Source organism: Bradyrhizobium sp. URHA0013, from assembly GCF_000518345.1.
GTDB lineage: Bacteria > Pseudomonadota > Alphaproteobacteria > Rhizobiales > Xanthobacteraceae > Bradyrhizobium.
Genome location: NZ_JADK01000003.1, coordinates 1,286,729 through 1,307,531, shown reverse-complemented (window position 1 = coordinate 1,307,531; position 20,803 = coordinate 1,286,729). Strand labels below are relative to the sequence as shown.

Genomic DNA, 20,803 nt, shown 5'->3' with positions numbered 1-20,803 from the left:
TCATGGATATCCGCGCACCCGAGCAGCAGTATAACCCGTACCGCGTCTATACGCGCGAGGAGTGGTCGCGACTGCGCGACGACACGCCGATGACGCTGGAGCCGGGCGAATTCGACCGGCTGCGCTCGCTGCACGACCGCCTCGACTTGCAGGAGGTCGAGGACATCTACCTGCCACTGTCGCGCCTGCTGTCGATCTATGTCGATGCGATGCAGCGGCTCTATTACGCGGAGCGCCAGTTTCTCAATATCCGCGACCGCAAGATGCCCTACATCATCGGCGTCGCCGGTTCGGTCGCGGTTGGAAAATCCACCACGGCCCGCGTGCTTCAGGCGCTGCTGGCGCGCTGGTCGCCGCGTCCCAAGGTCGAGCTGATCACCACCGACGGATTTCTGTATCCCAACGCCGTGCTGGAGCGGCAGGGCATCATGCAGAAGAAGGGTTTTCCGGAGAGCTACGACCTGCCGCTGCTGCTCAGCTTCCTCTCCGACATCAAGGCCGGCCGCCGCCATGTGCGCGCGCCGGTCTATTCGCATTTGACCTACGACATCGTGCCGAACCAGTGGGCCGAGATCGACCAGCCCGACATCCTGATCGTCGAGGGCGTCAACGTGCTGCAGACCGGCAAGCTGCCGCGTGACGGCAAGGCCGTGCCCGTCGTGTCCGACTTCTTCGATTTCTCGGTCTATATCGACGCCGATGAGGCCGCGCTGCGGCAGTGGTACATCAGGCGCTTCCTGTCGCTGCGCGACACTGCGTTCACCAATCCGAAATCCTACTTCAACCGCTACGCGCTGTTGTCGGACGAGGAAGCCACCGCCACCGCGATCGCGATCTGGGAACGCACCAACCTCGCCAATCTCGAAGACAACATCCTGCCGACCCGCCCCCGCGCGACCCTGATCCTGAAGAAGGGCGCCGACCACACGGTGGCAAGCGTGGCGCTCAGGCGGCTGTAACCGCTGCGGTCGACGGCTCTAGCCCGCGCGCGCAAAGTATCTTTTGTTGCAGACCGACAAAGGGTATTCGGCTATGAGCTCCGTAAACGCGAGGGACCCATGGTTGATCGTCTCAGAAACGCCGCCGAGCATCTCGAAGCACCGACCTGCCCGGACTGCCATATCGAGATGAAGTGGTTCCGTTCCGAGCTGCTGGCGGACGAGCCAACCCCGGTCATCGCGCATCTCTTCGTGTGTCCGCATTGCAAGCGCGCGGCCCAGGCAGATACTAAATTCAAGGGCACCGCGACGCCGCCGGCCAAGCTGTCCGCGCCGCGGTTTGCTGCTCACGCCTCATAGCATTCGGGGGGAACGGATTCGGCGCTCGGCTGACCGCCGGATAGTAACTCGACATGACGATCATTTCCGGACCTCCTGTCGCGCTTTCGAAGCGATGAAGATGTGCCACGCCGTGAGAAACATCGCGGCGACGAGTGGGCCGATGACGAACCCGTTCACTCCGAACGCCGCAAGGCCGCCTACGGTAGCGAGCAGCACGACATAGCTCGGCATTTGGATCGACTGGCCGACCAGGATCGGACGGAGAAAATTGTCCGCAAGACCGATCACGAAGATCCCGAAGGCGAGCAGGATGATCCCTTTCGTGACTGAGCCTGCCACAAGCAGGTAGAGCGCGACCGGAACCCAAACTAGCGCAGAGCCGAGCACGGGCAGAAGCGAGAGCAGCGCCATCAGGGCGCCCGCCAGCAGTGGGACAGTCAAGCCGAGCACCCAGAAAATCAGCCCGCCAAGCGCTCCCTGAATTAGCGCAACGAGAACGATCCCCTTGATCGTCCCGCGAACCGCCAGGGTGAACGCATTCAGAATCTCGCTGGTGTGGCTCGGCCGCAGCGGGAGCGCGTCGCGGATCCGTACGTTGAGCTCGTCACCATCACGGAGCAGGAAGAACAGCAGGTACAACATCACGAGCAAGCTTGCGACGAACTCCAGCGTCAACTGACCGATGTTAATGGCGTGTCCCGCCAGCTGTTGGCCGGCAGGGACGACCAGACTCGACAGACGTTCCTTCAGGGCCGAAAAATCGATGCCAGCCAGGCGATCCGACAGGGAAGTAGCCCAGGCGGGCAACGCGGATTTCAGCTGCTGCAGGGGATGAGCGAAACTGATCTCCCCACTCTGAGCGCGCTGATACAGCTCCCCACCCTGGTCGATGAGCGAGGCGATGACGACCGCCACGGGGATGAGGACCATGACGATCACGACGACGACAGTGAACGATGCGGCGAGGTTGCGCCGTCCCGGAAGCGTTTCGAGAGCGCGGCGATAGAGTGGCGCGAAGATGATCGCCAGAAGCGTGGCCCACAACAACGCGCCGGAGAACGGCCAAAGTACCCACCCGAATGCCAGCGAGATCGCGGCAAGCAAGACGAGGAATGAGCGGTCTTCCGACGTTCTCACGTGTTCCCTAGCCCTTCTGTTGCCAGAGCATGATCCGGACCCGATGTCCGGCCGTCACTTGTCTGCTTTCGCGGTCCAGTCGGCGAGCTTGATGCGTCCTGCAAGGGTTGCGGGACCCGAGCTGCCGGCCTTGTAGATGAAAGCTTCGCCCTCCTGCACGTCCCCGGCATCCTTGCCGAAGGCATCGGCGATGTTGGTCTTGTGGGTGACCAGGACCGTGTTGGTGCCGGCCTGGGGCGGCGCGTCGACGAGCTGCCGCACGGCCTGGCCCGCCTTTGCATTTGCACCGGTCGGATTTGCCATGCCCGACGCACTCGCGTTGCTGCTGTCCGTCAAGGCGTCGACCGGCTTGACCTCGCGGCCGGAGATCAGTCTGCCCGCCTCGATCGCGCGGTTCAGCCGGCTGGTGTAGACGTCGCCGATCGGGATCGCGAGTTCCTTGATGGCCGTTCCGATCTGGCGCGCCATGTCCCGGCCCTTTTCACTGAGCTGACGCTGGGCGCTCATGTCGTCGAATTTGAAAGGGTAGACATCTTTTTGACTGTCGTCGGTGGCGCTATGGCGAAACACCAGCACGTAGCCGCCTTGCTTGAGCGAGGCGATCAGTTGCGAGCTATCGGCCGCGGCGGCTTGAGTGGAACCACAGAGAAGGATCACGAAGGCGAGACGGCACAGCACGTTCATGCGAAGTCCTCTGCTTAAATGCCCCTGAGGATGGTGACGCGCGACGCGGTCGATTTCAATTGTCGATTGCCGTCCGAGATCGGGTTCCTATGGAATCCGGATCAAACCGCCAGCTGCCGCGCCGCCGCCAGTCCGGCCAGCGCCTCTTCCAGCTTCTCGCGATCGAGCGGCTTGATCAGGAACCCGTTCATCCCTGCTTCAAAGCAGGCGTAGCGATCCTCCACCAGCGTATTGGCGGTGAGCGCGAGGATCGGCGTGTGGTGGCCGCCTTTGGCTGCTTCATGCGCGCGGATTCGTTTTGTCGTTTCGATGCCGTCGAGCTGCGGCATCTGGATGTCCATCAGCACGAGATCATAGGGCGTGCCGGCCGATGACGCGCCGAGCCAGGATTCCAGCGCGGCCTCGCCATTGATCGCGATGACCACGCGGTGGCCGAGTTTCGTCAGCAGCGAGCGCATCAACAGCGCGTTGATCTCGTTGTCCTCGGCGACGAGAATCGACAGGCCTTTCGCCGGTACCGCGCCGGCGGGTTGAGCCGATGGCTCCGGCGCGAGATCGGGCGAGGCGACCTCCGGGGGCAGCGCGAGGCGTGCGGCGAGTGAGGCCGCGCGCAGCGGCTTCACCAGGAAGCCGGTGAAGGCCGGCGAGAGTTTCTCGTGGCGCGAGCCCGACGTCAGCAGCACGAGGCGTTGCGTCGCATGGCTGCGTGCGGCTTCGCCGAGGCGGTCGGCGATGGCAGCGCCGAGCGCGCGATCGATCAGCACCGAATGCCATGAGCGTTCCGGAAGCAGCGCTTCCGCCACCGCGGCGTCAGTCACCATGCAGGTCTGGCCGCCCCAGCGCTCCAGCCGCCGCGCGATCAGGGAGGCCTCGATGCCGTCGGCGATCAGCAGGATCGACTTGCCGGCGAGATCGGGGCTCGGGAATGTCGTCTGTTCGACGCCGGCGAGGGATGACGCCAGCGGTACCGCGACCTCGAAGGTCGCGCCCTTGCCCGGCTCGCTCGTAAGTGTGATGCGGCCGCCCATGCGCTTGACGATGCGCTCGCTGATGGCGAGACCGAGGCCGGTGCCGCCATGGGTGCGGGCGACGCGTTCGTCGGCCTGCTCGAATTCGCGGAAGATGCGCTGTTGCGCGTCGGCTGCGATGCCGATGCCGGTGTCGCGCACCAGAAAACTGATCTCGTTCGGCCAGATGCCGGGCTCGACGATCAGCGCGACGCCGCCGCTCGCGGTGAACTTGATGGCGTTGCCGGCGAGGTTGAGCAGCACCTGGCGCAGCCGTGCGGCGTCGCCGACCACTTCAAGCGGCAGCCGCTCGTCGACATAGGCGGCGATCTCGAGCTGCTTTGCCTGCGCGCGCGGCGCGAGCAGCTCGGTGATGTCCTCGATCAGGGCCGAGAGCGCAAACGGACGCTGCTCGAGATCGAGCTTGCCGGCTTCGATCTTGGAATAGTCGAGCAACTCCTCGATCAGCGCCATCAGCGCTTCGCCGGAGGTCTTCACGGCCCTGGCGTAGGTCGACTGCTCCGGCGTCAGCGTGGTGTCGAGCAGCAGCCCGCCCATGCCGATGATGCCGTTGAGCGGCGTGCGGATCTCGTGCGAGGCCATGGCCAGGAAGCGCGATTTCGCCCGGTTGGCGGCGTCGGCCTGGTCGCGGGCATCGGACAGCGCACGCTCCGTCTCGGTGCGGTCGGTGACGTCGCGTCCGACGCTCTGCAATTCGGCGGGCTGGCCGGCGTCGAGGCGGACATAGCCTTCGCGCCAGGCGATCCAGCGCGCGCCGAGCGGAGTTGCGATCTTCTGGTCGTGAATGCGCGTGCCGTTGCTCTCGCGGGCGCTGTCGCCCTGCTCCAGCACGTCGAAATCAAAGCGCGTGCCGACCAGCGCGCCGCGCGCCTGCCCGGCAAGCGCGCAATAGGCGTCGTTGGCGAAGGTGATGCGGCCGCTTGTGTCGCGCAGCACGATCAGATCGCCCTGCTGTTCGAACAGGCTGCGAGCGCGTTCTTCCGCTTCCTTCAGCTCCCAATTGCGGTCGATCAGCGTTTCGTTGTGGGCAGCCAGCGCACGCATCCGCTTGTTGACGAAGCGCAGGCGCATGCTGAGCGTGGCGAGGCCGAGGCAGGCGAGCGCGAACAGGAAGCTGACGCCGATCGCAAACGCATTGGGATCGTAGCCGGACGTCTCGGACCGGCTGCCGGAGACAAATCCATAGGCGCCGCCGAAGGTCGCCGAGAAGATCATGATGGAGCGGATTGCGAAGGCGATTTTTGGGTACTGTCGCCTGAAGCGGCGCATGCGCACCTTGATCCGGAACGTCCGATCCATCGCCACCGACCCGACTCTTTTTTTAAAACGCTGTGCTCGCTGTCAACGACGATGTGCCGTCGACCTTGCGAACAGTTTGAGGCCCTGCGACCGCCTCCAAACAGGGTTGACGAGGTGTTAACGGCGCAGAGCGAGGCGGTTCAAAGCGAAGCGGCCTGGAGATGGCGGTGGCCGCCGCGGGCGCCGACGATCAGCGCCGCCGCCTCGCGCTGGGAGAAGGTCTTCGAGCGCACATAGACGCGGTAATCCGCCGGCCCCTCGCTGGAGAGATAGATCACCTGACCGCCGTCGACGGGCTGCGCCGCAATCGAGATCAGGCGCGTCGAGGGGTTGGCCTGGCAGGACTCCAATTCCGAACCGGGGCCGTCGTCGACGACGGCGAAGTCGGCAGCGTCCGCATCCTCGGTAATCTGAACCCGCACCGTGGCGCGCGCGGGATCATCAGTGAAGGCGACATGCACGCCGGCGGTCCAGAACAGCGACGTCAGCTCGACGGAGGTGTCGCCGAGGGCGATGCAGGGATGCGAGACCGATCCGATCTCACTGCGGGCAAACACCGCGGCCGCCAACAGGGGAACAACCGAGGCCAGGATCTTGAAACGCAACATGACACGCTACTCGCCAGGCCCTGTACGGGAACTGATGGGCCTTATGGTTTGCAGAGCGTAAAGGAAACTCGTTACCGCCGGGTTGATGCCGGTATCGGGGGATGAGAGTCTCGGTTGGTTAGGCGCTTTTGTTGGTTTTTCGCTCGACTTCAGTGAGAACCAAATAGCTGTTCTTGCCAAAGCTGATCGCCCAAAGCGCCGCCCAGGCACCCCACCGGTTCCTGACCTCGATCTCGACGGTTTGGCCGGGACTGCTGCGAACGACGAGCGGCTGGCTCCTGCCCCAATCAATGCTCGCATCGATCGTGCAGGTGCCGGCCGGCAGCGTGATCTCCAACACGTCGTTGCGTGCAAGCTTCCCAACGCTGGTCCCGTTGACCCACAGCTCGTACGACCTCAGCCAATCGGCATATTGGGACGCACGAACAAATCTGATGGTGCAGGCATTCGCATCGGTCATGATCAATCTCGGGCATGGTGATGTTGTCGAGAAAGCTGCGGCGGCGCATCGCTCACGCCAGCTGCCGCACATCTTCCGCGAGCGCGCGGTAGGACAGCGCCTCGGCGAGGTGCAGACGGCCGATTTTGTCGGCGCCGTCGAGATCGGCGAGCGTGCGCGCCACCCGGAGCACGCGGTGATAGCCACGCGCCGACAGCCGCATGGTCTCGGCGGCGTCGCGCAGGAGCTTCTGGCCTTGCGCATCCGGCTTGGCGATCTCCTCCAGCACCGAGGCCGGCGCTTCGGCATTGGTGCGAACCTTCGGCAGGCCGGCATTCGCGTAGCGTGCGAGCTGGATGTCGCGCGCCGCCGCCACGCGCGCGGCGACTTCGGCTGAGCCCTCTGCCGGCGGCGGCAGGATCAGGTCGGCGGCGGTCACCGCGGGAACCTCGATGCGCAAATCGATGCGGTCCATCAGTGGTCCCGAGATGCGGGCCTGGTAGTCGCCGGTGCAGCGATCGATGCGGCCGCGCTTGCAGGCATAGCCGGGCTCGAACGCATTGCCGCAGCGGCAGGGATTCATCGCGGCGACCAGCATGAAGCGCGCGGGATAGGTGACGCGGTGATTGGCGCGGGACACCGAGACCTCGCCGTTCTCCAGCGGCTGGCGCAACGAATCCAGCACGCGCGGATCGAATTCGGGGAGCTCGTCGAGGAACAGCACGCCCTGATGCGCGAGCGAGATCTCGCCGGGCCGGGCGCGCATGCCGCCGCCGGTGAGTGCGGCCATGCTGGCGGAATGATGCGGCGATCGGAACGGCCGCCGCGCCGTCAGCGCGCCGCCCTCGATCTCGCCGGCAACAGAGGCGATCATCGAGACCTCGAGCAACTCGCCCGGTGACAGCGGTGGCAGGATCGAGGGCAGGCGTGCCGCCAGCATCGATTTGCCGGCGCCCGGCGCGCCGATCATGAGCAGGTGATGGCCGCCGGCGGCCGCGATCTCCAGCGCCCGCTTGGCGCTCTCCTGTCCCTTGATGTCGCGCAGGTCGAGCGGCGAGGCAGCGGCTTCATGCACCTTCGGCACAGGCCGCGACAGCACCTGCGTTCCCTTGAAGTGGTTGGCGATCTGGATCAGCGAACTCGCGGCGATGATCTGGATGTCCGGACTCGCCCACGCCGCTTCCGAGCCGCAAGCCGCCGGACAGATCAGCCCCTCCTCGCGCACATTGGCGCCGATCGCGGCGGGAAGAACACCGGCCACCGGCGCGATCGATCCGTCGAGGCCAAGCTCGCCCAGAACAGTGAAGCCGGTCAGCGCATCCGGCGGGATCGCGCCGATCGCCCCCATCAGCCCAAGCGCGATCGGCAGGTCATAATGGCTGCCCTCCTTGGGCAGATCGGCGGGCGCGAGATTGACGGTGATCCGCCGCGCCGGCAGCGCCAGCCCCGAGGCGATCAGCGCCGAGCGGACCCGCTCGCGCGCCTCCGACACCGCCTTGTCCGGGAGACCGACGATCGCGAAGGCTGGAAGACCCGGCGCGACCTGCACCTGCACGTCGACCGCGCGGGCCTCGATCCCCTCAAAGGCGACGGTAGAAACCCGCTGAACCATGCCCGAACCAGCCTGCCTTTTTGCACAATTAGGGGTAGCAGAGCGGGCCGGTTCTTGCAAGAACAATACAGGAACATGCTCAGGGGCCGGGAGGTCCTAACTGATCGTAAACACGACGAAGACACTACGCCTCGAATGCAAGCTGCTCTGCTCAGCACATCCCAACGAATGTCCGCTACTCCTAGGGGTGCGGGATGGGCCGTGGTCTAACGGGTGAACAATTCAAATGCTTGCAAATCGCCGGAGAAGCGAACGACGGATGTGCACGCGGCTCGCCAAGATTCACTTTGGCGCGGGTTCGCTGCCGCGGGACTGCACGATCACGGATATTTCGGATGGCGGCGTGAAAGTGGTGGCGGAGTTCCTGGAAGTGCCGCCGCAATTCACCATCATCTTCGCGCCCGACTATTCCCGGCAGTGCCGCCTGCGCTGGCGCATCGGCTGCGAGTTCGGCGCTGAATTCACCGACTGAGCCGCGCAAGCGCCCCGCCTTAACGGGACTTTAGCGTTAATCGGTAAGCATCTCTGATCAGTCGCCGAGTGATCAGAGTATGTCCAAGCGTTTGTCCGTCGCCTCTCCTCCGGCGAGATATCTGTTTTCCGCGCTTCTGATCCTGGCTCTTGGCGGCTGCCAGACCACTGGCATCGAGGACATCACCGGCGCGCTCGGCGGAAAGTCGGAAACGGCTGGCAGGGCCGACACCAAGCCGGACGTGAGGCCGGACATGGACGCGCTGCGCGAGCGCTATCGCGCCAAGCCTGGTGATCCCAACGTCGCGCTCGAATACGGCAAGGCGTTGCGCCAGACCGGCCAGCGCGCGCAGGCGCTCGCGGTGCTGGAGCAGGCCGTGCTCGCCCATTCCAGCAACAAGGCGCTGCTCGCAGGCTACGGCCGCGCGCTCGCCGACAGCGGCAGTTTCCAGCAGGCGTTCGACGTTCTCGGCCGCGCGCATTCGCCCGAGGATCCCGACTGGCATATCCTGTCGGCGCAGGGCGCCGCGCTCGATCAACTCGGCCGCAACGAGGAAGCGCAGCAATATTACGCCGCCGCGCTCAAGATCGTGCCGGACGAGCCGTCGGTGCTGTCCAATCTCGGACTGTCCTACATGCTGCAGAACAATCTGCCGCGGGCAGAGGAAACGATGCGCCGGGCGCACGCGCGCAATCCCGCCGATTCGCGTGTGCGCGCCAATCTCGCGCTCGTGCTGGGACTGGAAGGAAAGCAGGCCGAGGCCGAAACCATGGTGAAGGCGGACCTGCCGCCGGATCAGGCGGCGGCAAAGGTCACGGCGCTGCGGCAGTTGCTGGTGAAGAAGCAGCAGCGGGCGGAGAAGTAACCCGCCCTCGCGCGTCAGGAAGCCTTGCTCAGGATGCCTTGCGATGCGGGGGTGACCCGCGCCCCGAACGGCCCTTCAGCTTCTTCAGCAGCGGTCCGAGCAGCGAGCGCTTCGGCTTCTTCACCTCGCCGCGCCCGGCAAGGCGGTTCGCCATGTTCTGGAACAGTTCGGTGGTGCGGTGGCTCTTGGAGACCTCGGCGATCATCTGGCCGTTGTTGGCCGCGGTCGAGAACAGCTTCGAATCGAACGGGATAACCGCGATCGGCTGGCTCTCCATGGTCTTGGCGAAGGCCTTGACCTCGATCTCCGCACGCTTGGGCATGCCGACCTGGTTGATGCAGTAGAGCGGTGGCCGGTCGTTCGGCCGCGCCGCCTTCAACACGTTCAGCATGTTCTTGGTGTTGCGCAGGTTCGCAAGGTCGGGCTCGGCCACGATCACGATGTCGTCCGCGTTGACCAGCGCACGCCGCGTCCAGCCCGACCATTGATGGGGAACGTCGAGCACGATGCAGGGCGTGGTCATGCGCAGCGTGTCGAACACCGCGTCGAAGGCCTCCGCGCCGAAATCGTAGACGCGGTCAAGGGTGGCAGGCGCGGCAAGGAGGCTGAGACGCTCGGTGCATTTGGAGAGCAGACGCTCCATCAGGGCCGTGTCCGGCCGATCCTGCGACAGCACCGCATTGGCGATGCCCTGCACCGGGTCCTGGTTGTAGTCGAGACCCGCGGTGCCGAAGGCGAGATCGAGATCGATCACGACGGAATCGAGTGCGAGGTCGCGGGCGATGGTCCAGGCCACATTGTGCGCGACGGTGGAGGCGCCGACACCGCCCTTGGCGCCGACCACCGCGATGACGCGGCCGGTGATGATGGTTTCGGACGCCGAGAACAGGCTGCAGATCGAGCGGACGACGTCGAGCGTCTCGACCGGTCCCACCACATAGTCGTTGACGCCGCGGCGGACCAGCTCGCGATAGGGCGCGGTGTCGTTGGGATTGCCGATCACGACCACACGGGTGCCGGGATCGCAGACACCGGCGAGGTCGTCGAGGCCCTCGAGGATGTCGCGGGTGCCGTCGGATTCGATCACGATGACGTTCGGCGTCGGCATCGTTTCATAGACTTCGATTGCCGCAGCTAGGCCACCGTCCTTGGCGGTGAGATGCGCCTTGGCGAGGCGGCGATCCTGCCCGGCCGCGGTCACCGCGGCGAGCGTCTGCTCGGTCTCGCAAAAGGCCTGCACGGAGATGCGAGGAACCGGCGCAATGTGTTCCTCGGGGTGCTGCGGATCGTCCGCTTCTTCGTCGTGGACGCGTGTCATCTGCCTGTATCGCTGAGTTTGGCCTTGTCGGCGTCTGGATTCATGGTCGCGATCGGCGTGCCCTTGCGATAGCGCTCGAAGGCCACGTCACGCCGTGCGTTATAGGCCGGCGTCTCGGACCGCGGCTGCTCGAGGTCGGCCGGATTGTCGATCATGGCCGCGAGGTTGCGCTGGCTGGCGCAACCCAGATTGAAATAGGGCCGGTTCTCGTTGTAGCCGGGGTCGAGGATGGAGGGGCCGAGATCTTCCGGCCACAGCCCGCAGGGGCCCGCGACCGCGGCGATCCGGGAATAGCTCAGACGGATGGTGGGCAGCAGTCCGGGATCCTCGGGCCGATAGGGATGCTGGACGATGGCACGCGCGGGTACGCCGCCGGAGGCGAGCACGGAACGGATTTCGTGATAGGTCGCTGCCGCCGCGCGCGAATTCGCGGCGTTGACGGGGACGTCGACGACGACCGAGCCGGTACCTTCGCGCACCCAGTCCCGGGCAATGCCGGCGACGTCCGCGTGCTGCGCGGCCGAGAGGCCGCCGCGAGCCTTGCCGACGAAGATCACGATCGACTTCTTGGCTTCCTCGACCGCGATCGGGTGACGCTGGCGATAGTCGGTCGGCACCGTCTGGGTGACGACCTCGCCGGTGGTGTTGCAGGCGCCCAGCATGACGGAGAGCCCCGTCAGTGCCAGCGCGACGCTCAACTTGCGACGTCGATCGGCCATGGTCTTCGTCATCGCTTCATCCCCTCGTGCCCCGTCTCTCGCCGTCTCTCGCCGTCTCTTGCCCCGTTCCCCGAGCCGTCCGTTCGTCATCAGTCAATGATGAAGCCGAAATCACCGGGCGTGCCCGCGATCGGATCGACGCGGCGCGCGATGCCATAGAGGCGGTTCATGCGGCCGAGTAGCGCGGTCTGGGCATCGGACGCCGGCGCGAAGCCGTCGTCGGGTCGGGACAGCTCCTTCTGAGCCACCGCGCGCACCACATAGGGCGTCACGATCACCATCAGCTCGGTCTCGTTGTTGACGAAGTCCTGGCTGCGGAACAGCGCGCCGATGATCGGCACCTGGTCGACGCCGGGCAGGCCGTTGATCGCCTGTTTGGTCTGCTGCTGGATCAGGCCGGCCATCGCCATCGAGCCGCCCGAGGGAATTTCCAGCGTCGTTTCGGCGCGGCGGGTCTGGATCGACGGGATTGTGATCGAGTTGGTCGAGTTCGAGGACAGCGCCTGGGTGACCGTGATGGCGCTCTGGTTCGACAGCTCGGACACCTCCGTCATGACGCGCAGGCTGATCCGGCCCTCGCTCAATACCACCGGGGTAAAGTTCAGGGAGATGCCGAACTTCTTGTAGGTGATCTGGGTGGTGCAAACGTGGGTGACGGGATCGCAGGCATAGCCGGACGGAATGGGGAATTCGCCGCCGGCGATGAAGGTGGCGGATTCGCCGGAGATCGCGGTCAGGCTCGGCTCGGCGAGCGTGCGCATGACACCGGCACTTTCCATCGCGCGCATCGTGGCGCTGACGGTCGCGAAGCCCTTGGTGAGCCCGGCGACACCTAATCCGTTGTTGCTGACGATCGGTCCGCCGCTGACCGAGAACGGGTTCGAATTGTTGAAGTTCACCACCGCGGTGCCGGCATTCAGGCTGGCGCTGAGATCGACGCCCAACTGCTTGACGATATCGCGGCGCACTTCGCCGACGACGACCTTGAGCATCACCTGGTCGCGGCCGCGCACGACGATGTTGTTGACCACCTTCTCGGAGCCGCCGACCAGTTTGGCGGCGACGTCGCCGGCCTGCTGGGCCTCGACCGGGCTCGACACCGAGCCGGTGAGCATCACGCTGTCGCCGACACCCTCGATCTGCACGCCCGGCAGCGACTGACGCAGCGCCGTGCGCATGCCGTTGAGATCGCGCTTCACCGCGATGTCGTAGGCGGCGACCTGCTGGCCATCGGCGGCGAAGAACACGACGTTGGTCTGGCCGACCTGTCCGCCGATGATATAGGCGCGTTGGGCCGAGCGGATCACGGCATTGGCGATCTTGGGATCGGCGACCAGCACGTCCTTGACGTCGCGCGGCAGGTCGATGACGGCGGACTTGCCGACGCCGAGCGACAGGAAGCGCGTCTTCGCCGGTGCAATCGTCCCGACCGGGGACACATCGAGATCCGCTGCTTGCATGGGCGCCTGGTCGCCGACCGGCGCATCCGCGGCGCTGACGACATCGGGGGCTGCGAGCAGCCCCAGGATCAGCATCGTCCCCGTCCAGACCGAGCGCGCGCGATTCCCCCGAATGCGCATGCCCGTCCGATCATCCCCAAAGTTCATCATATCCCCATCACTTCTGTGACGTCAGTTGTCGCGCCTGTACGCCGTAGCGGATCACGTTGACCCCGCCGGACCGCTTGCTCGCCTGGTCCTCAGGCGCGCTGTCGACCGAGTTGACATCGACGATGCTGCGCAGCGCGAGTGTCAGCGTGCCGCCCTGGCGCGCTGCCGATAGCGTGGCGACCTGGTCGGGCCTGAGCTCGAGCGTGACGGTCCTGCCGACGACGGCGTTCTGGCCGTCCTTTTCCTTCGGCGCCTGGTCGATCGCGAGCACGCGGATATTGGTCAGAATCGCCTCTGACAGGATGAGGTCGTTACCGGCGGCCCCGTCGGGATTCTTCAGGCGGCGGGTCAGCACGATGTCGACGCGGTCATTCGGCAGGATGAAGCCGCCGGCGGCAGTCTCGGCTGAAATCTCGGTGGAGACGGCGCGCATGCCAGACGGCAGGATCGCGGCCATGAAGCCGGAGCCGTCGGCCTTGACCAGCTTCTGCTCGCGGATCGGCTCGCCCTGCATCAACGGCACGCGTGCGATCGAGCCTGCGATCTGGATCTGCGCCTCGGGCCTGTTGTCGCGGCGGATGAAGGCGCTGCTCGCGGTCGCCGCCGGCCAGACCTGCCATTGCAGGTCCTCGGGCTTCACGGCTTGACCGAGCTGGATGTCGTTCTTGGCGACCAGGACCTCGACCGTCGGCAGTTTTTCGGCGACGGGGAGAACGGGCGCGGGCTTGTTGTCATAGCCGCTCGCCAGATACGCAGCGACGCCGCCGGCGCCCAGTGCGATGACGAGAACGACAATGCGTGCGGTGTTCATACGCTTCTACTCTTACGCGGGGCACTCGAACCGCACCTGGCGGGTTCCCCGTGTCGATGAGTAGGCAGTAAAAGTATAAGCGGTGTTGCGAGGCCGAATGCGATCGACGGCCGCGCTGTGGTCTTTCGGCAGATGGTGAACGTCGCGTTAGCCGGTCGGCCACTGGCCCCGTAGTTTCACGCAGTTGCGGCCCGTGCGTTCGAATGATGCGCGCCGCGTCATGGTGAATGCGTGGTTAGTGATGTGGCGACGATGACATCGCGCCATCATTCCAGTGAGACGCAACGCAATGCCGCACATCTCCGGTGTCGTCCAGGCCTGGTGCGCAATTGCGCACGGAGGGGCCGGGACGACGCGGGAGAGATCGCCGACTACAAGAACGCGGTCATACAAACGCGGTTACTTCGCCCGCTTCTGCTCGATCACATCCCAAAGCTTTGCGGCAACGTCCGGTCCGCCGAGTCGTGCGATGGCGCGGATGCCGGTCGGCGAGGTTACGTTGATCTCGGTGAGGTTGCCGTTGATGACGTCGATGCCGACGAACAACAGCCCGCGCTCGCGCAGCGCCGGGCCGACGGTGGCGCAGATCTCGCGCTCGCGCGGCGTGAGCTCGGTCTCCTGCGCTGCTCCGCCGCGCACCATGTTGGAGCGGAGGTCGTCGGCGGCCGGCACGCGATTCACCGCGCCGGCGAACTCGCCGTTGATCAGGATGATGCGCTTGTCGCCGTGCTTGACCTCGGGGATGAACTGCTGGATCACCCAGGCTTCCTTGAATGTCACCGAGAACATGTCGAACAGCGAGCCGAAATTCATGTCCTGCGGCATCACGCGGAACACCGCCGCGCCGCCATGGCCGTGCAGCGGCTTCATGACCACGGCGCCGTGCCTGTCGCGAAATGCGTTGATCTCGTCGAGGTCGCGCGAGATCAGCGTCGGCGGCATCAGCTGCGGGAAGTTCATCACGAACAGCTTTTCCGGCGCGTTGCGCACCGAAGCGGGGTCGTTGACGACGAGCGTCTTCGGATGGATGCGTTCGAGAAGGTGCGTCGAGGTGATGTAGGCGAGGTCGAACGGCGGATCCTGGCGCAGCAGCACCACGTCGAAGCCGTTGAGCGCCTCGCGCCTGGGTTCGCCCAGGGTGAAATGGTTGCCGGGCTCGTCGCGCACGGTCAGCAGCTGGACGGGAGCGACGATCTCCTCGCCGACCATCGAGAGCTTGTCGGGCGTGTAATAGGACAGGCCGTGGCCGCGCTTCTGCGCCTCCAGGAGCAGCGCAAAGGTGGAATCGCCCTTGATGTTGATGCGGGCGATGGGGTCCATCTGGACGGCGACGTTCAGTTTCATGGTCTGCCTTTCAGGTCGAGGCGTCGAATGCCGCCAACACATGGCGTGGAAGTGACCGCGGCGCAATCAGCATGGCATCGAATCGCATTTCAAATTCCGCATGCTCGGGATGCGCAACGAGCCAGCCTTGCGCGGCGTCGATGATGCGCTGCTGCTGGCGCGGCGTCACCGCGAAGGCGGCGTCGTCCAGGGTCGCGCGCGCCTTGACCTCGACGAAGGCAATCAAATTGCGGCGGCGCGCCACGATGTCGATCTCGCCATGCGGCGTGCGGAAGCGCTTGGCGAGAATGCGGTAGCCCTTGGCCATGAGATAGGCCGCGGCGCGGCTTTCCGCGGAGATGCCGGTGCGAAACGCGGCGATACGCTCGGGCGATGCGATTTTCGGTTCCGCCGGCGTCTCAGTCTTCGCCATCGCCGCCCCGCAGATCTTTGGCAAGCTCGAGCGCGCGCGCATAGACCTCGCGGCGCGGCCGGCCCGAGAGCGCGACCGCATGTGCCACCGCATCCTTGACGCTGTTCGCGGCGAGCTGCTCGCGCAGGAGGTCGTCGAGCGCGTCCGATGTCAGCATCTCGGCATCGGCCGCAGGCGGAGCGATCACCAGCACGAATTCGCCGCGCGTCTCCAGCGTGTCGGCACCGCGCGCGAGCTCACGCAGCGTCGCGCGCGAAATCTGCTCGTGCAGTTTGGTCAGCTCGCGGCAGATCGCGGCTTCACGGGTCCCCATGATCTCGGCGAGCTCGGCGAGCGTGTCCTGCACGCGATTGCCGGAGTCGAACATCACCAGCGTCGCATCGATGCGCGCAAGCTCGGCCAGGCGCGACTTCCGCGCGGCTGATTTGGAAGGCAGAAAGCCTTCGAAGAAGAAGCGGTCGGTCGGCAGCGCTGCGACCGACAGCGCCGCCAGCACCGAGGACGGGCCGGGCAGCGCGTAGACCGCGTGGCCGGCGGCGCAGACCTCGCGCACCAGCTTGTAGCCGGGGTCCGAGATCAGCGGCGTGCCGGCATCCGACACCAGCGCGATCGAGTCGCCCTGCGAAAGCCGCTCCAGGATCCTCGGACGGGCCGCTTCAGCGTTGTGCTCGTGATACTGCTTCAGCTGCGCGGAGATGTCGTAGCGCTCGGTCAGACGCCGCGTGATCCGGGTGTCCTCGCAGGCGATGACATCGACCCCGGCGAGGGTCTGCAGTGCTCGCAGCGTGATGTCGCCGAGATTGCCGATGGGGGTCGCGACCAGGTGCAGGCCAGGCGCGGCCTTCGGCGCGACAAGCCGATGGGCGTCGATGGAGAAACCGCGCGAGGCGGGCTCCGTCGTCTCAGGTGTATTTATCGGGGACGGCTTTGCGCGCATAATCAGACGAACTTAGGCATGATCCCCGGGACTGGGAACCGGTCCCCGGAAAAAGATCGTGCCTGGGCAAGGGGCGAGGCAAGGAAGGACTGGAATGTGATCCATTCGGCATCACATTCCCCAGGGAATGAAGCGTCAGCGCCATATTCGCGGCGGAAACGCCGCCTTGATGCTAGGTGACGGACGGCGGACAGCTAGCCAGAACTTGAGAGGAAGCCGCGTTAAGCGGGCATTATCCTTTTGTTTGAGTTAACTATTTGCCGACAATATGCCTGAATTCACGACTGGTGTCGTGGAGTATCGTGAGCGGCTGGCGACGGTCGGTCAGAAGAGAAACTGTCATGACGGGCCCGCGTGATCCCAGATCTTCCCTTCCGGAGGAGTCTCCCGTTCCGGGGCCCCTGATATCAGGGGCGACCCGGCGAAGCGCGCTCGGCCTGTTGCTCGGCGCTCCGCTGCTGTCGGCCTGCGCCGGCGTGCAGCAGAGCCTGAGCCAGTTCTCCAATCCGTTCAGCAGCTCCTCCCCGCCTCCGGCCCAGCCGGCCGGCCCGCCGCAGCAGGCGACGACGGCCGGCACCGGCGGGGTGAAGGTTGCCGTGATCCTGCCGCTCTCGGCATCCGGCAATGCCGGCCTCGCCGCGCAGTCGATGCGCAATGCCGCCGAGATGGCGCTGGCCGAGTTCCAGAATCCCAACATCCAGCTCCTGATCAAGGACGACAATGGCAGCCCGCAGGGCGCGCAGGCCAGTGCGCAGCAGGCGGTCGACGAAGGCGCCGAGATCATCCTAGGTCCGCTGTTCGCGCAATCGGTGCCTGCGGTGGCGCAGATCGCGCGCACGCGCGGCATTCCGGTGATGGCGTTCTCGACCGATTCCAGCATCGCCGGCCGCGGTGTCTATCTCCTGAGCTTCCTGCCGGAGTCCGACGTCAACCGCATCGTCGAATATTCCGCCAGCATCGGGAAGCGCTCCGTCGCCGTGCTCGTGCCCGACAATGCCTATGGCAACGTGGTCGAGGCCGCGGTGAAGGCGGCGGTGCCGCGTCGCGGCGGGCGCATCGTCGCGTTCGAGAAATACGGCGCCGATCGCGCCACGCCGGCCCGGACCGTGGCGCAGCAGCTCGGCAGCGCCGATGCGCTGTTCATCGCCGATGATGGCGACGCCGTCGTCTCGGTCGCCGATGCAATGAGCGCGGCGGGTGCGAATCTGCGCAATATCCAGCTGCTCGGCACCGGCCTGTGGGACAGTCCGCGCGTCTATGCCAGCTCAAGCTTGCAGGGCGGCCTCTACGCCGCGCCCGATCCGGCCGGCTTCCGCGCCTTCTCCGGCCGCTATCGCACCAAATACGGCGCCGAGCCGATCCGTACGGCCACGCTCGCCTATGACGCCGTCGCCCTGGTCGCCGCGCTGGCGCGCACGCAGGGCACCACGCGCTTCTCGTCCGACGTGCTCACCAATCCTTCCGGATTCGCCGGCATCGACGGCCTGTTCCGCTTCCGCGCCGACGGCACCAACGAGCGGGGCCTTGCGGTGATGAAGGTCACGACCGGCGGCGGCGTGGCCGTGGCGGGCTCGCCGAAGAGTTTTGGAGCGTAGCTGTTTCCTCGACGTCGTCCTGGCTTTCGCCAGAACGACGATGGAGAGACCTTACGCCGCGAGATCGGCGACCACCGCGTCCAGCACCGGAAAACCGCTGCTGGTCACGCGCAGGCGGCCGGTTGCATCCACCGTGATCGCGCCTTCTTCGCGCAGCAGCGTGATGCGCTTGGGATCAAGCGAGCGGCCTGACAGCGCGCGGTAGCGCTCGGGGTCGATGCCCTCGACGAGGCGCAACCCCATCAGCAAAAATTCGTCGGCGCGTTCTTCGCTGTTGAGGAGATCGTCGGTGACGACGCCGTGGCCGTTGGTCTCGACCCGCATCAGCCAGGCTTCGGGACGCTTCTCGGTGGCGGTGGCGTGCCTGATACCGTCGATGTCGAGCCGGCCATGGGCACCGGGGCCGATGCCGGCATATTCCTCGCCGCGCCAGTAGACCAGATTGTGCCGGCACTCGGCGCCGCGCCGCGCGTGATTGGAAATCTCGTAGGCGGGCAGGCCGAGTCTGTCGCAGGTCTCCTGGGTAACGTCGTAGAGCGCGCGTGCGACCGCCTCATCCGGCGTCTTCAGCTTGCCGGCCTGATGCAGGCCGAAGAACGGCGTGCCTTCTTCGATCGTCAATTGATAGAGCGACAGATGTTCGGCCGCCTCGCCGATCGCGAGATGCAATTCATCGGCCCACATCGCCGGCGTCTGGTCGGGACGGGCATAGATCAGGTCGAACGAATAACGATCGAACGAGCGGCGCGCGATGGCGACCGCGTCGAGTGCCTCGCGCGCGCTGTGCATGCGACCCAGCGCCTTCAGCGAGGCATCGTCGAGCGCCTGCACGCCGAGCGAGACGCGATTGACGCCGGCGGCGCGATAGCCCGCGAAGCGCGTAGCCTCGACACTGGTCGGGTTTGCCTCCAGCGTGACTTCGACGTCTTTCGCCACAATCCAGTGCTTGCCGATGGCATCGAGCACAGCGCCGACGGTTGCGGGCTGCATGAGCGAGGGTGTGCCGCCGCCGAGAAAGATCGAGGTGACTTCGCGGCCGGGCGCGCGTTCGGCGGTCGCAGCGATCTCGCGCGCGAAAGCCGACGCAAACCGCGCCTCGTCGATCGCGGCGTGGCGGACATGGCTGTTGAAGTCGCAATAGGGGCACTTCGACAGGCAGAACGGCCAGTGCACGTAGACGCCGAAGGCTTCGGATTCTTGTTTTGACGCGTTTTCCTGGCGCGAACCGGTATCCACTTCGCTCGAAAACGCTCTAGCGCGGCTCAAGGCAGATCTCCGCCAGTTTCACGAAGGCGCGGGCACGGTGCGACAGGCCGAGACCGAGCGGCGGCAGGCCATGCTTCTCGATGCTCTCCATCTCGCCGAAGGTGCGGCTGTGGCCGTCGGGCAAAAACATCGGGTCGTAGCCGAAGCCGGCGGTGCCGCGCGGCGGCCACACCAGCGTGCCGTCGACGCGCGCCTCGACCTCTTCGAGATGATCGTCGGGCCATGCGACGCAGAGCGCGGAAACGAAATGCGCCTTGCGCTTGGCGGGCGTGGTCGCGCCGCGCTCCTGCAACAGTCGTTCGATCTGCGCCATTGCCGCGGCAAAATCCTTGTTCGGCCCGGCCCAGCGCGCCGAGTAGATGCCGGGCGCGCCGTCGAGCGCGTCGACCACGATGCCGGAATCATCGGCGAAGGACGGCAGCTTGGTCGCCTGCGCTGCCGCGATCGCCTTGATCGCGGCGTTGCTGCGGAAATCGTTTCCGGTCTCTTCCGGCTCCGGAAGGCCTAATTCGCCGGCCGACACCGCCTCGATGCCGTAAGGCGCGAGCAGCTCCTTCATCTCGGCGAGCTTGCCGGGATTATGGGTCGCGATGACGAGCTTTCCGGTGATTCGGCGATGCATCGGCCTATTGACTACGCTACCGCCAGTTTCTGCAAGTCCACGAGACGCGCCACGCCCTTGCGCGCCAGCGCCATCAGCGCCAGGAACTCGGCTTCCGTGAACGGCTCGCGTTCCGCGGTGCCCTGGACTTCGATGATGCGGCCATCGCCCGTCATGACGAAATTGGCGTCGGTATCGGCTTCGGAGTCCTCGGCATAGTCGAGGTCGAGCACGGGCGTGCCCTTGTAGATGCCGCAGGAGATCGCGGCGACGTTGTCGCGCAACACATTGGCTTTGACCATGTTGCGCGCCTTCATCCAGGTGATGCAATCGGCGAGGGCGACCCAGGCGCCGGTGATCGAGGCCGTGCGGGTGCCGCCGTCGGCCTGGAGCACGTCGCAATCGACCGTGATCTGGCGCTCACCGAGCGCTTCGAGATTGATGATGGTGCGAAGCGAGCGGCCGATCAGGCGCTGAATTTCGACGGTGCGGCCGCTCTGCTTTCCTGCCGAGGCCTCGCGGCGGGTGCGTTCCGAGGTCGCGCGCGGCAGCATGCCGTATTCGGCGGTGACCCAGCCACGGCCCTGGCCCTTGAGCCACGGCGGCAGGCGGTCTTCCAGCGTGGCGGTGACCAGCACGTGGGTGTCGCCGAATTTCACCAGGCACGAGCCTTCCGCATATTTGACCACGCCGCGCTCCAGCGTCACGGGGCGCAATTCGTCGGGCGCACGGCGGCTTGGCCGCATGGGAAATCCTCCAAAACTCT

General features: G+C 65.7%; 21 protein-coding genes. 5 read left to right on the top strand and 16 right to left on the bottom strand.

Annotated features, from left to right (window positions below):
• Positions 1-2: 2 nt before the first annotated feature.
• Both coaA and N551_RS0106335 read left to right on the top strand, forming a co-directional pair.
• On the top strand, positions 3-959 hold the full coding sequence (gene coaA, locus N551_RS0106340) for a type I pantothenate kinase (protein WP_007598451.1): 957 nt from the start codon (positions 3-5) through the stop codon (positions 957-959).
• A 99-nt stretch (positions 960-1,058) separates the two neighbouring features.
• Complete coding sequence (locus N551_RS0106335; RefSeq protein WP_027566233.1) at positions 1,059-1,298, top strand: hypothetical protein; 240 nt, start codon at positions 1,059-1,061, stop codon at positions 1,296-1,298.
• A gap of 60 nt (positions 1,299-1,358) precedes the next feature.
• Here the strand turns inward: N551_RS0106335 and N551_RS0106330 are convergent, their stop codons facing one another.
• From N551_RS0106330 to N551_RS0106305, 6 genes are all read right to left on the bottom strand, one after another.
• Positions 1,359-2,417 (bottom strand): AI-2E family transporter, encoded by a 1,059-nt coding sequence (locus N551_RS0106330; protein WP_027566232.1) that lies wholly within the window; start codon positions 2,415-2,417, stop codon positions 1,359-1,361.
• Between the two features lie 54 nt (positions 2,418-2,471).
• Complete coding sequence (locus tag N551_RS0106325) at positions 2,472-3,101, bottom strand: histidine phosphatase family protein (protein WP_027566231.1); 630 nt, start codon at positions 3,099-3,101, stop codon at positions 2,472-2,474.
• 101 nt (positions 3,102-3,202) lie between these two features.
• The gene (locus tag N551_RS0106320; RefSeq protein WP_027566230.1) at positions 3,203-5,428 is read right to left on the bottom strand and encodes an ATP-binding protein; all 2,226 of its coding nucleotides are present in this window, start codon (positions 5,426-5,428) and stop codon (positions 3,203-3,205) included.
• A gap of 140 nt (positions 5,429-5,568) precedes the next feature.
• A complete protein-coding gene (locus tag N551_RS0106315; protein ID WP_027566229.1) occupies positions 5,569-6,036 on the bottom strand; it encodes a hypothetical protein in 468 nt (155 codons plus the stop codon).
• Positions 6,037-6,154: 118 nt separating this feature from the next.
• Complete coding sequence (locus N551_RS0106310) at positions 6,155-6,496, bottom strand: hypothetical protein (RefSeq protein ID WP_027566228.1); 342 nt, start codon at positions 6,494-6,496, stop codon at positions 6,155-6,157.
• 52 nt (positions 6,497-6,548) lie between these two features.
• Positions 6,549-8,087, bottom strand: a complete 1,539-nt coding sequence (locus tag N551_RS0106305) for a YifB family Mg chelatase-like AAA ATPase (RefSeq protein WP_027566227.1) — start codon at positions 8,085-8,087, stop codon at positions 6,549-6,551.
• Between the two features lie 226 nt (positions 8,088-8,313).
• Here N551_RS0106305 and N551_RS0106300 point away from each other — a divergent pair, with 226 nt between their 5' ends.
• Both N551_RS0106300 and N551_RS0106295 read left to right on the top strand, forming a co-directional pair.
• A complete protein-coding gene (locus N551_RS0106300; protein ID WP_007598461.1) occupies positions 8,314-8,559 on the top strand; it encodes a PilZ domain-containing protein in 246 nt (81 codons plus the stop codon).
• 79 nt (positions 8,560-8,638) lie between these two features.
• The gene (locus N551_RS0106295; protein ID WP_027566226.1) at positions 8,639-9,424 is read left to right on the top strand and encodes a tetratricopeptide repeat protein; all 786 of its coding nucleotides are present in this window, start codon (positions 8,639-8,641) and stop codon (positions 9,422-9,424) included.
• Positions 9,425-9,452: 28 nt separating this feature from the next.
• Here N551_RS0106295 and N551_RS0106290 read toward each other — a convergent pair whose 3' ends face one another.
• From N551_RS0106290 to rsmI, 7 genes are all read right to left on the bottom strand, one after another.
• The gene (locus N551_RS0106290) at positions 9,453-10,742 is read right to left on the bottom strand and encodes an AAA family ATPase (protein WP_027566225.1); all 1,290 of its coding nucleotides are present in this window, start codon (positions 10,740-10,742) and stop codon (positions 9,453-9,455) included.
• Entirely contained in the window at positions 10,739-11,473 is a 735-nt protein-coding gene (locus N551_RS0106285) for a CpaD family pilus assembly protein (protein ID WP_027566224.1), read from the bottom strand. The genes N551_RS0106290 and N551_RS0106285 overlap by 4 nt, the downstream gene beginning before the upstream one ends.
• Before the next feature lie 77 nt (positions 11,474-11,550).
• The gene (locus tag N551_RS0106280) at positions 11,551-13,068 is read right to left on the bottom strand and encodes a type II and III secretion system protein family protein (RefSeq protein ID WP_027566223.1); all 1,518 of its coding nucleotides are present in this window, start codon (positions 13,066-13,068) and stop codon (positions 11,551-11,553) included.
• A gap of 10 nt (positions 13,069-13,078) precedes the next feature.
• The gene (cpaB, locus tag N551_RS0106275; protein WP_027566222.1) at positions 13,079-13,882 is read right to left on the bottom strand and encodes a Flp pilus assembly protein CpaB; all 804 of its coding nucleotides are present in this window, start codon (positions 13,880-13,882) and stop codon (positions 13,079-13,081) included.
• A gap of 399 nt (positions 13,883-14,281) precedes the next feature.
• Positions 14,282-15,226 (bottom strand): glutathione synthase, encoded by a 945-nt coding sequence (gene gshB / locus N551_RS0106270; RefSeq protein WP_027566221.1) that lies wholly within the window; start codon positions 15,224-15,226, stop codon positions 14,282-14,284.
• 10 nt (positions 15,227-15,236) lie between these two features.
• A complete protein-coding gene (locus tag N551_RS0106265; RefSeq protein WP_027514794.1) occupies positions 15,237-15,638 on the bottom strand; it encodes a YraN family protein in 402 nt (133 codons plus the stop codon).
• Positions 15,625-16,575 carry a 16S rRNA (cytidine(1402)-2'-O)-methyltransferase gene (gene rsmI, locus N551_RS0106260; protein ID WP_027566220.1) on the bottom strand — a complete coding sequence of 317 codons (951 nt, stop codon included), beginning with the start codon at positions 16,573-16,575 and terminating at the stop codon, positions 15,625-15,627. The genes N551_RS0106265 and rsmI overlap by 14 nt, the downstream gene beginning before the upstream one ends.
• A gap of 341 nt (positions 16,576-16,916) precedes the next feature.
• Here rsmI and N551_RS0106255 point away from each other — a divergent pair, with 341 nt between their 5' ends.
• Positions 16,917-18,170 carry a penicillin-binding protein activator gene (locus tag N551_RS0106255; protein WP_027566219.1) on the top strand — a complete coding sequence of 418 codons (1,254 nt, stop codon included), beginning with the start codon at positions 16,917-16,919 and terminating at the stop codon, positions 18,168-18,170.
• A gap of 51 nt (positions 18,171-18,221) precedes the next feature.
• On the opposite strand, the gene hemW is transcribed toward N551_RS0106255, so the two are convergent.
• The 3 genes from hemW to rph are packed head-to-tail and all read right to left on the bottom strand — an operon-like array spanning position 18,222 to position 20,783.
• Positions 18,222-19,406 (bottom strand): radical SAM family heme chaperone HemW, encoded by a 1,185-nt coding sequence (gene hemW, locus N551_RS0106250; protein ID WP_051462611.1) that lies wholly within the window; start codon positions 19,404-19,406, stop codon positions 18,222-18,224.
• Positions 19,407-19,422: 16 nt separating this feature from the next.
• Entirely contained in the window at positions 19,423-20,058 is a 636-nt protein-coding gene (gene rdgB / locus N551_RS0106245) for an RdgB/HAM1 family non-canonical purine NTP pyrophosphatase (protein WP_027514790.1), read from the bottom strand.
• Between the two features lie 11 nt (positions 20,059-20,069).
• Complete coding sequence (rph, locus tag N551_RS0106240; protein ID WP_027514789.1) at positions 20,070-20,783, bottom strand: ribonuclease PH; 714 nt, start codon at positions 20,781-20,783, stop codon at positions 20,070-20,072.
• Positions 20,784-20,803: the final 20 nt, after the last annotated feature.

Coding starts and splice junctions, on each gene's coding strand:
- N551_RS0106300 (WP_007598461.1), top strand. CDS start 8,314: ATGCTTGCAAATCGCCGGAGAAGCGAACGACGGATGTGCACGCGGCTC.
- N551_RS0106255 (WP_027566219.1), top strand. CDS start 16,917: ATGACGGGCCCGCGTGATCCCAGATCTTCCCTTCCGGAGGAGTCTCCC.
- cpaB (WP_027566222.1), bottom strand. CDS start 13,882: ATGAACACCGCACGCATTGTCGTTCTCGTCATCGCACTGGGCGCCGGC.
- N551_RS0106315 (WP_027566229.1), bottom strand. CDS start 6,036: ATGTTGCGTTTCAAGATCCTGGCCTCGGTTGTTCCCCTGTTGGCGGCC.
- N551_RS0106295 (WP_027566226.1), top strand. CDS start 8,639: ATGTCCAAGCGTTTGTCCGTCGCCTCTCCTCCGGCGAGATATCTGTTT.
- N551_RS0106310 (WP_027566228.1), bottom strand. CDS start 6,496: ATGACCGATGCGAATGCCTGCACCATCAGATTTGTTCGTGCGTCCCAA.
- coaA (WP_007598451.1), top strand. CDS start 3: ATGGATATCCGCGCACCCGAGCAGCAGTATAACCCGTACCGCGTCTAT.
- rsmI (WP_027566220.1), bottom strand. CDS start 16,575: ATGCGCGCAAAGCCGTCCCCGATAAATACACCTGAGACGACGGAGCCC.
- N551_RS0106305 (WP_027566227.1), bottom strand. CDS start 8,087: ATGGTTCAGCGGGTTTCTACCGTCGCCTTTGAGGGGATCGAGGCCCGC.
- N551_RS0106320 (WP_027566230.1), bottom strand. CDS start 5,428: ATGGATCGGACGTTCCGGATCAAGGTGCGCATGCGCCGCTTCAGGCGA.
- N551_RS0106325 (WP_027566231.1), bottom strand. CDS start 3,101: ATGAACGTGCTGTGCCGTCTCGCCTTCGTGATCCTTCTCTGTGGTTCC.
- N551_RS0106290 (WP_027566225.1), bottom strand. CDS start 10,742: ATGACACGCGTCCACGACGAAGAAGCGGACGATCCGCAGCACCCCGAG.
- N551_RS0106280 (WP_027566223.1), bottom strand. CDS start 13,068: ATGAACTTTGGGGATGATCGGACGGGCATGCGCATTCGGGGGAATCGC.
- N551_RS0106285 (WP_027566224.1), bottom strand. CDS start 11,473: ATGACGAAGACCATGGCCGATCGACGTCGCAAGTTGAGCGTCGCGCTG.
- rdgB (WP_027514790.1), bottom strand. CDS start 20,058: ATGCATCGCCGAATCACCGGAAAGCTCGTCATCGCGACCCATAATCCC.
- N551_RS0106265 (WP_027514794.1), bottom strand. CDS start 15,638: ATGGCGAAGACTGAGACGCCGGCGGAACCGAAAATCGCATCGCCCGAG.
- gshB (WP_027566221.1), bottom strand. CDS start 15,226: ATGAAACTGAACGTCGCCGTCCAGATGGACCCCATCGCCCGCATCAAC.
- N551_RS0106335 (WP_027566233.1), top strand. CDS start 1,059: ATGGTTGATCGTCTCAGAAACGCCGCCGAGCATCTCGAAGCACCGACC.
- rph (WP_027514789.1), bottom strand. CDS start 20,783: ATGCGGCCAAGCCGCCGTGCGCCCGACGAATTGCGCCCCGTGACGCTG.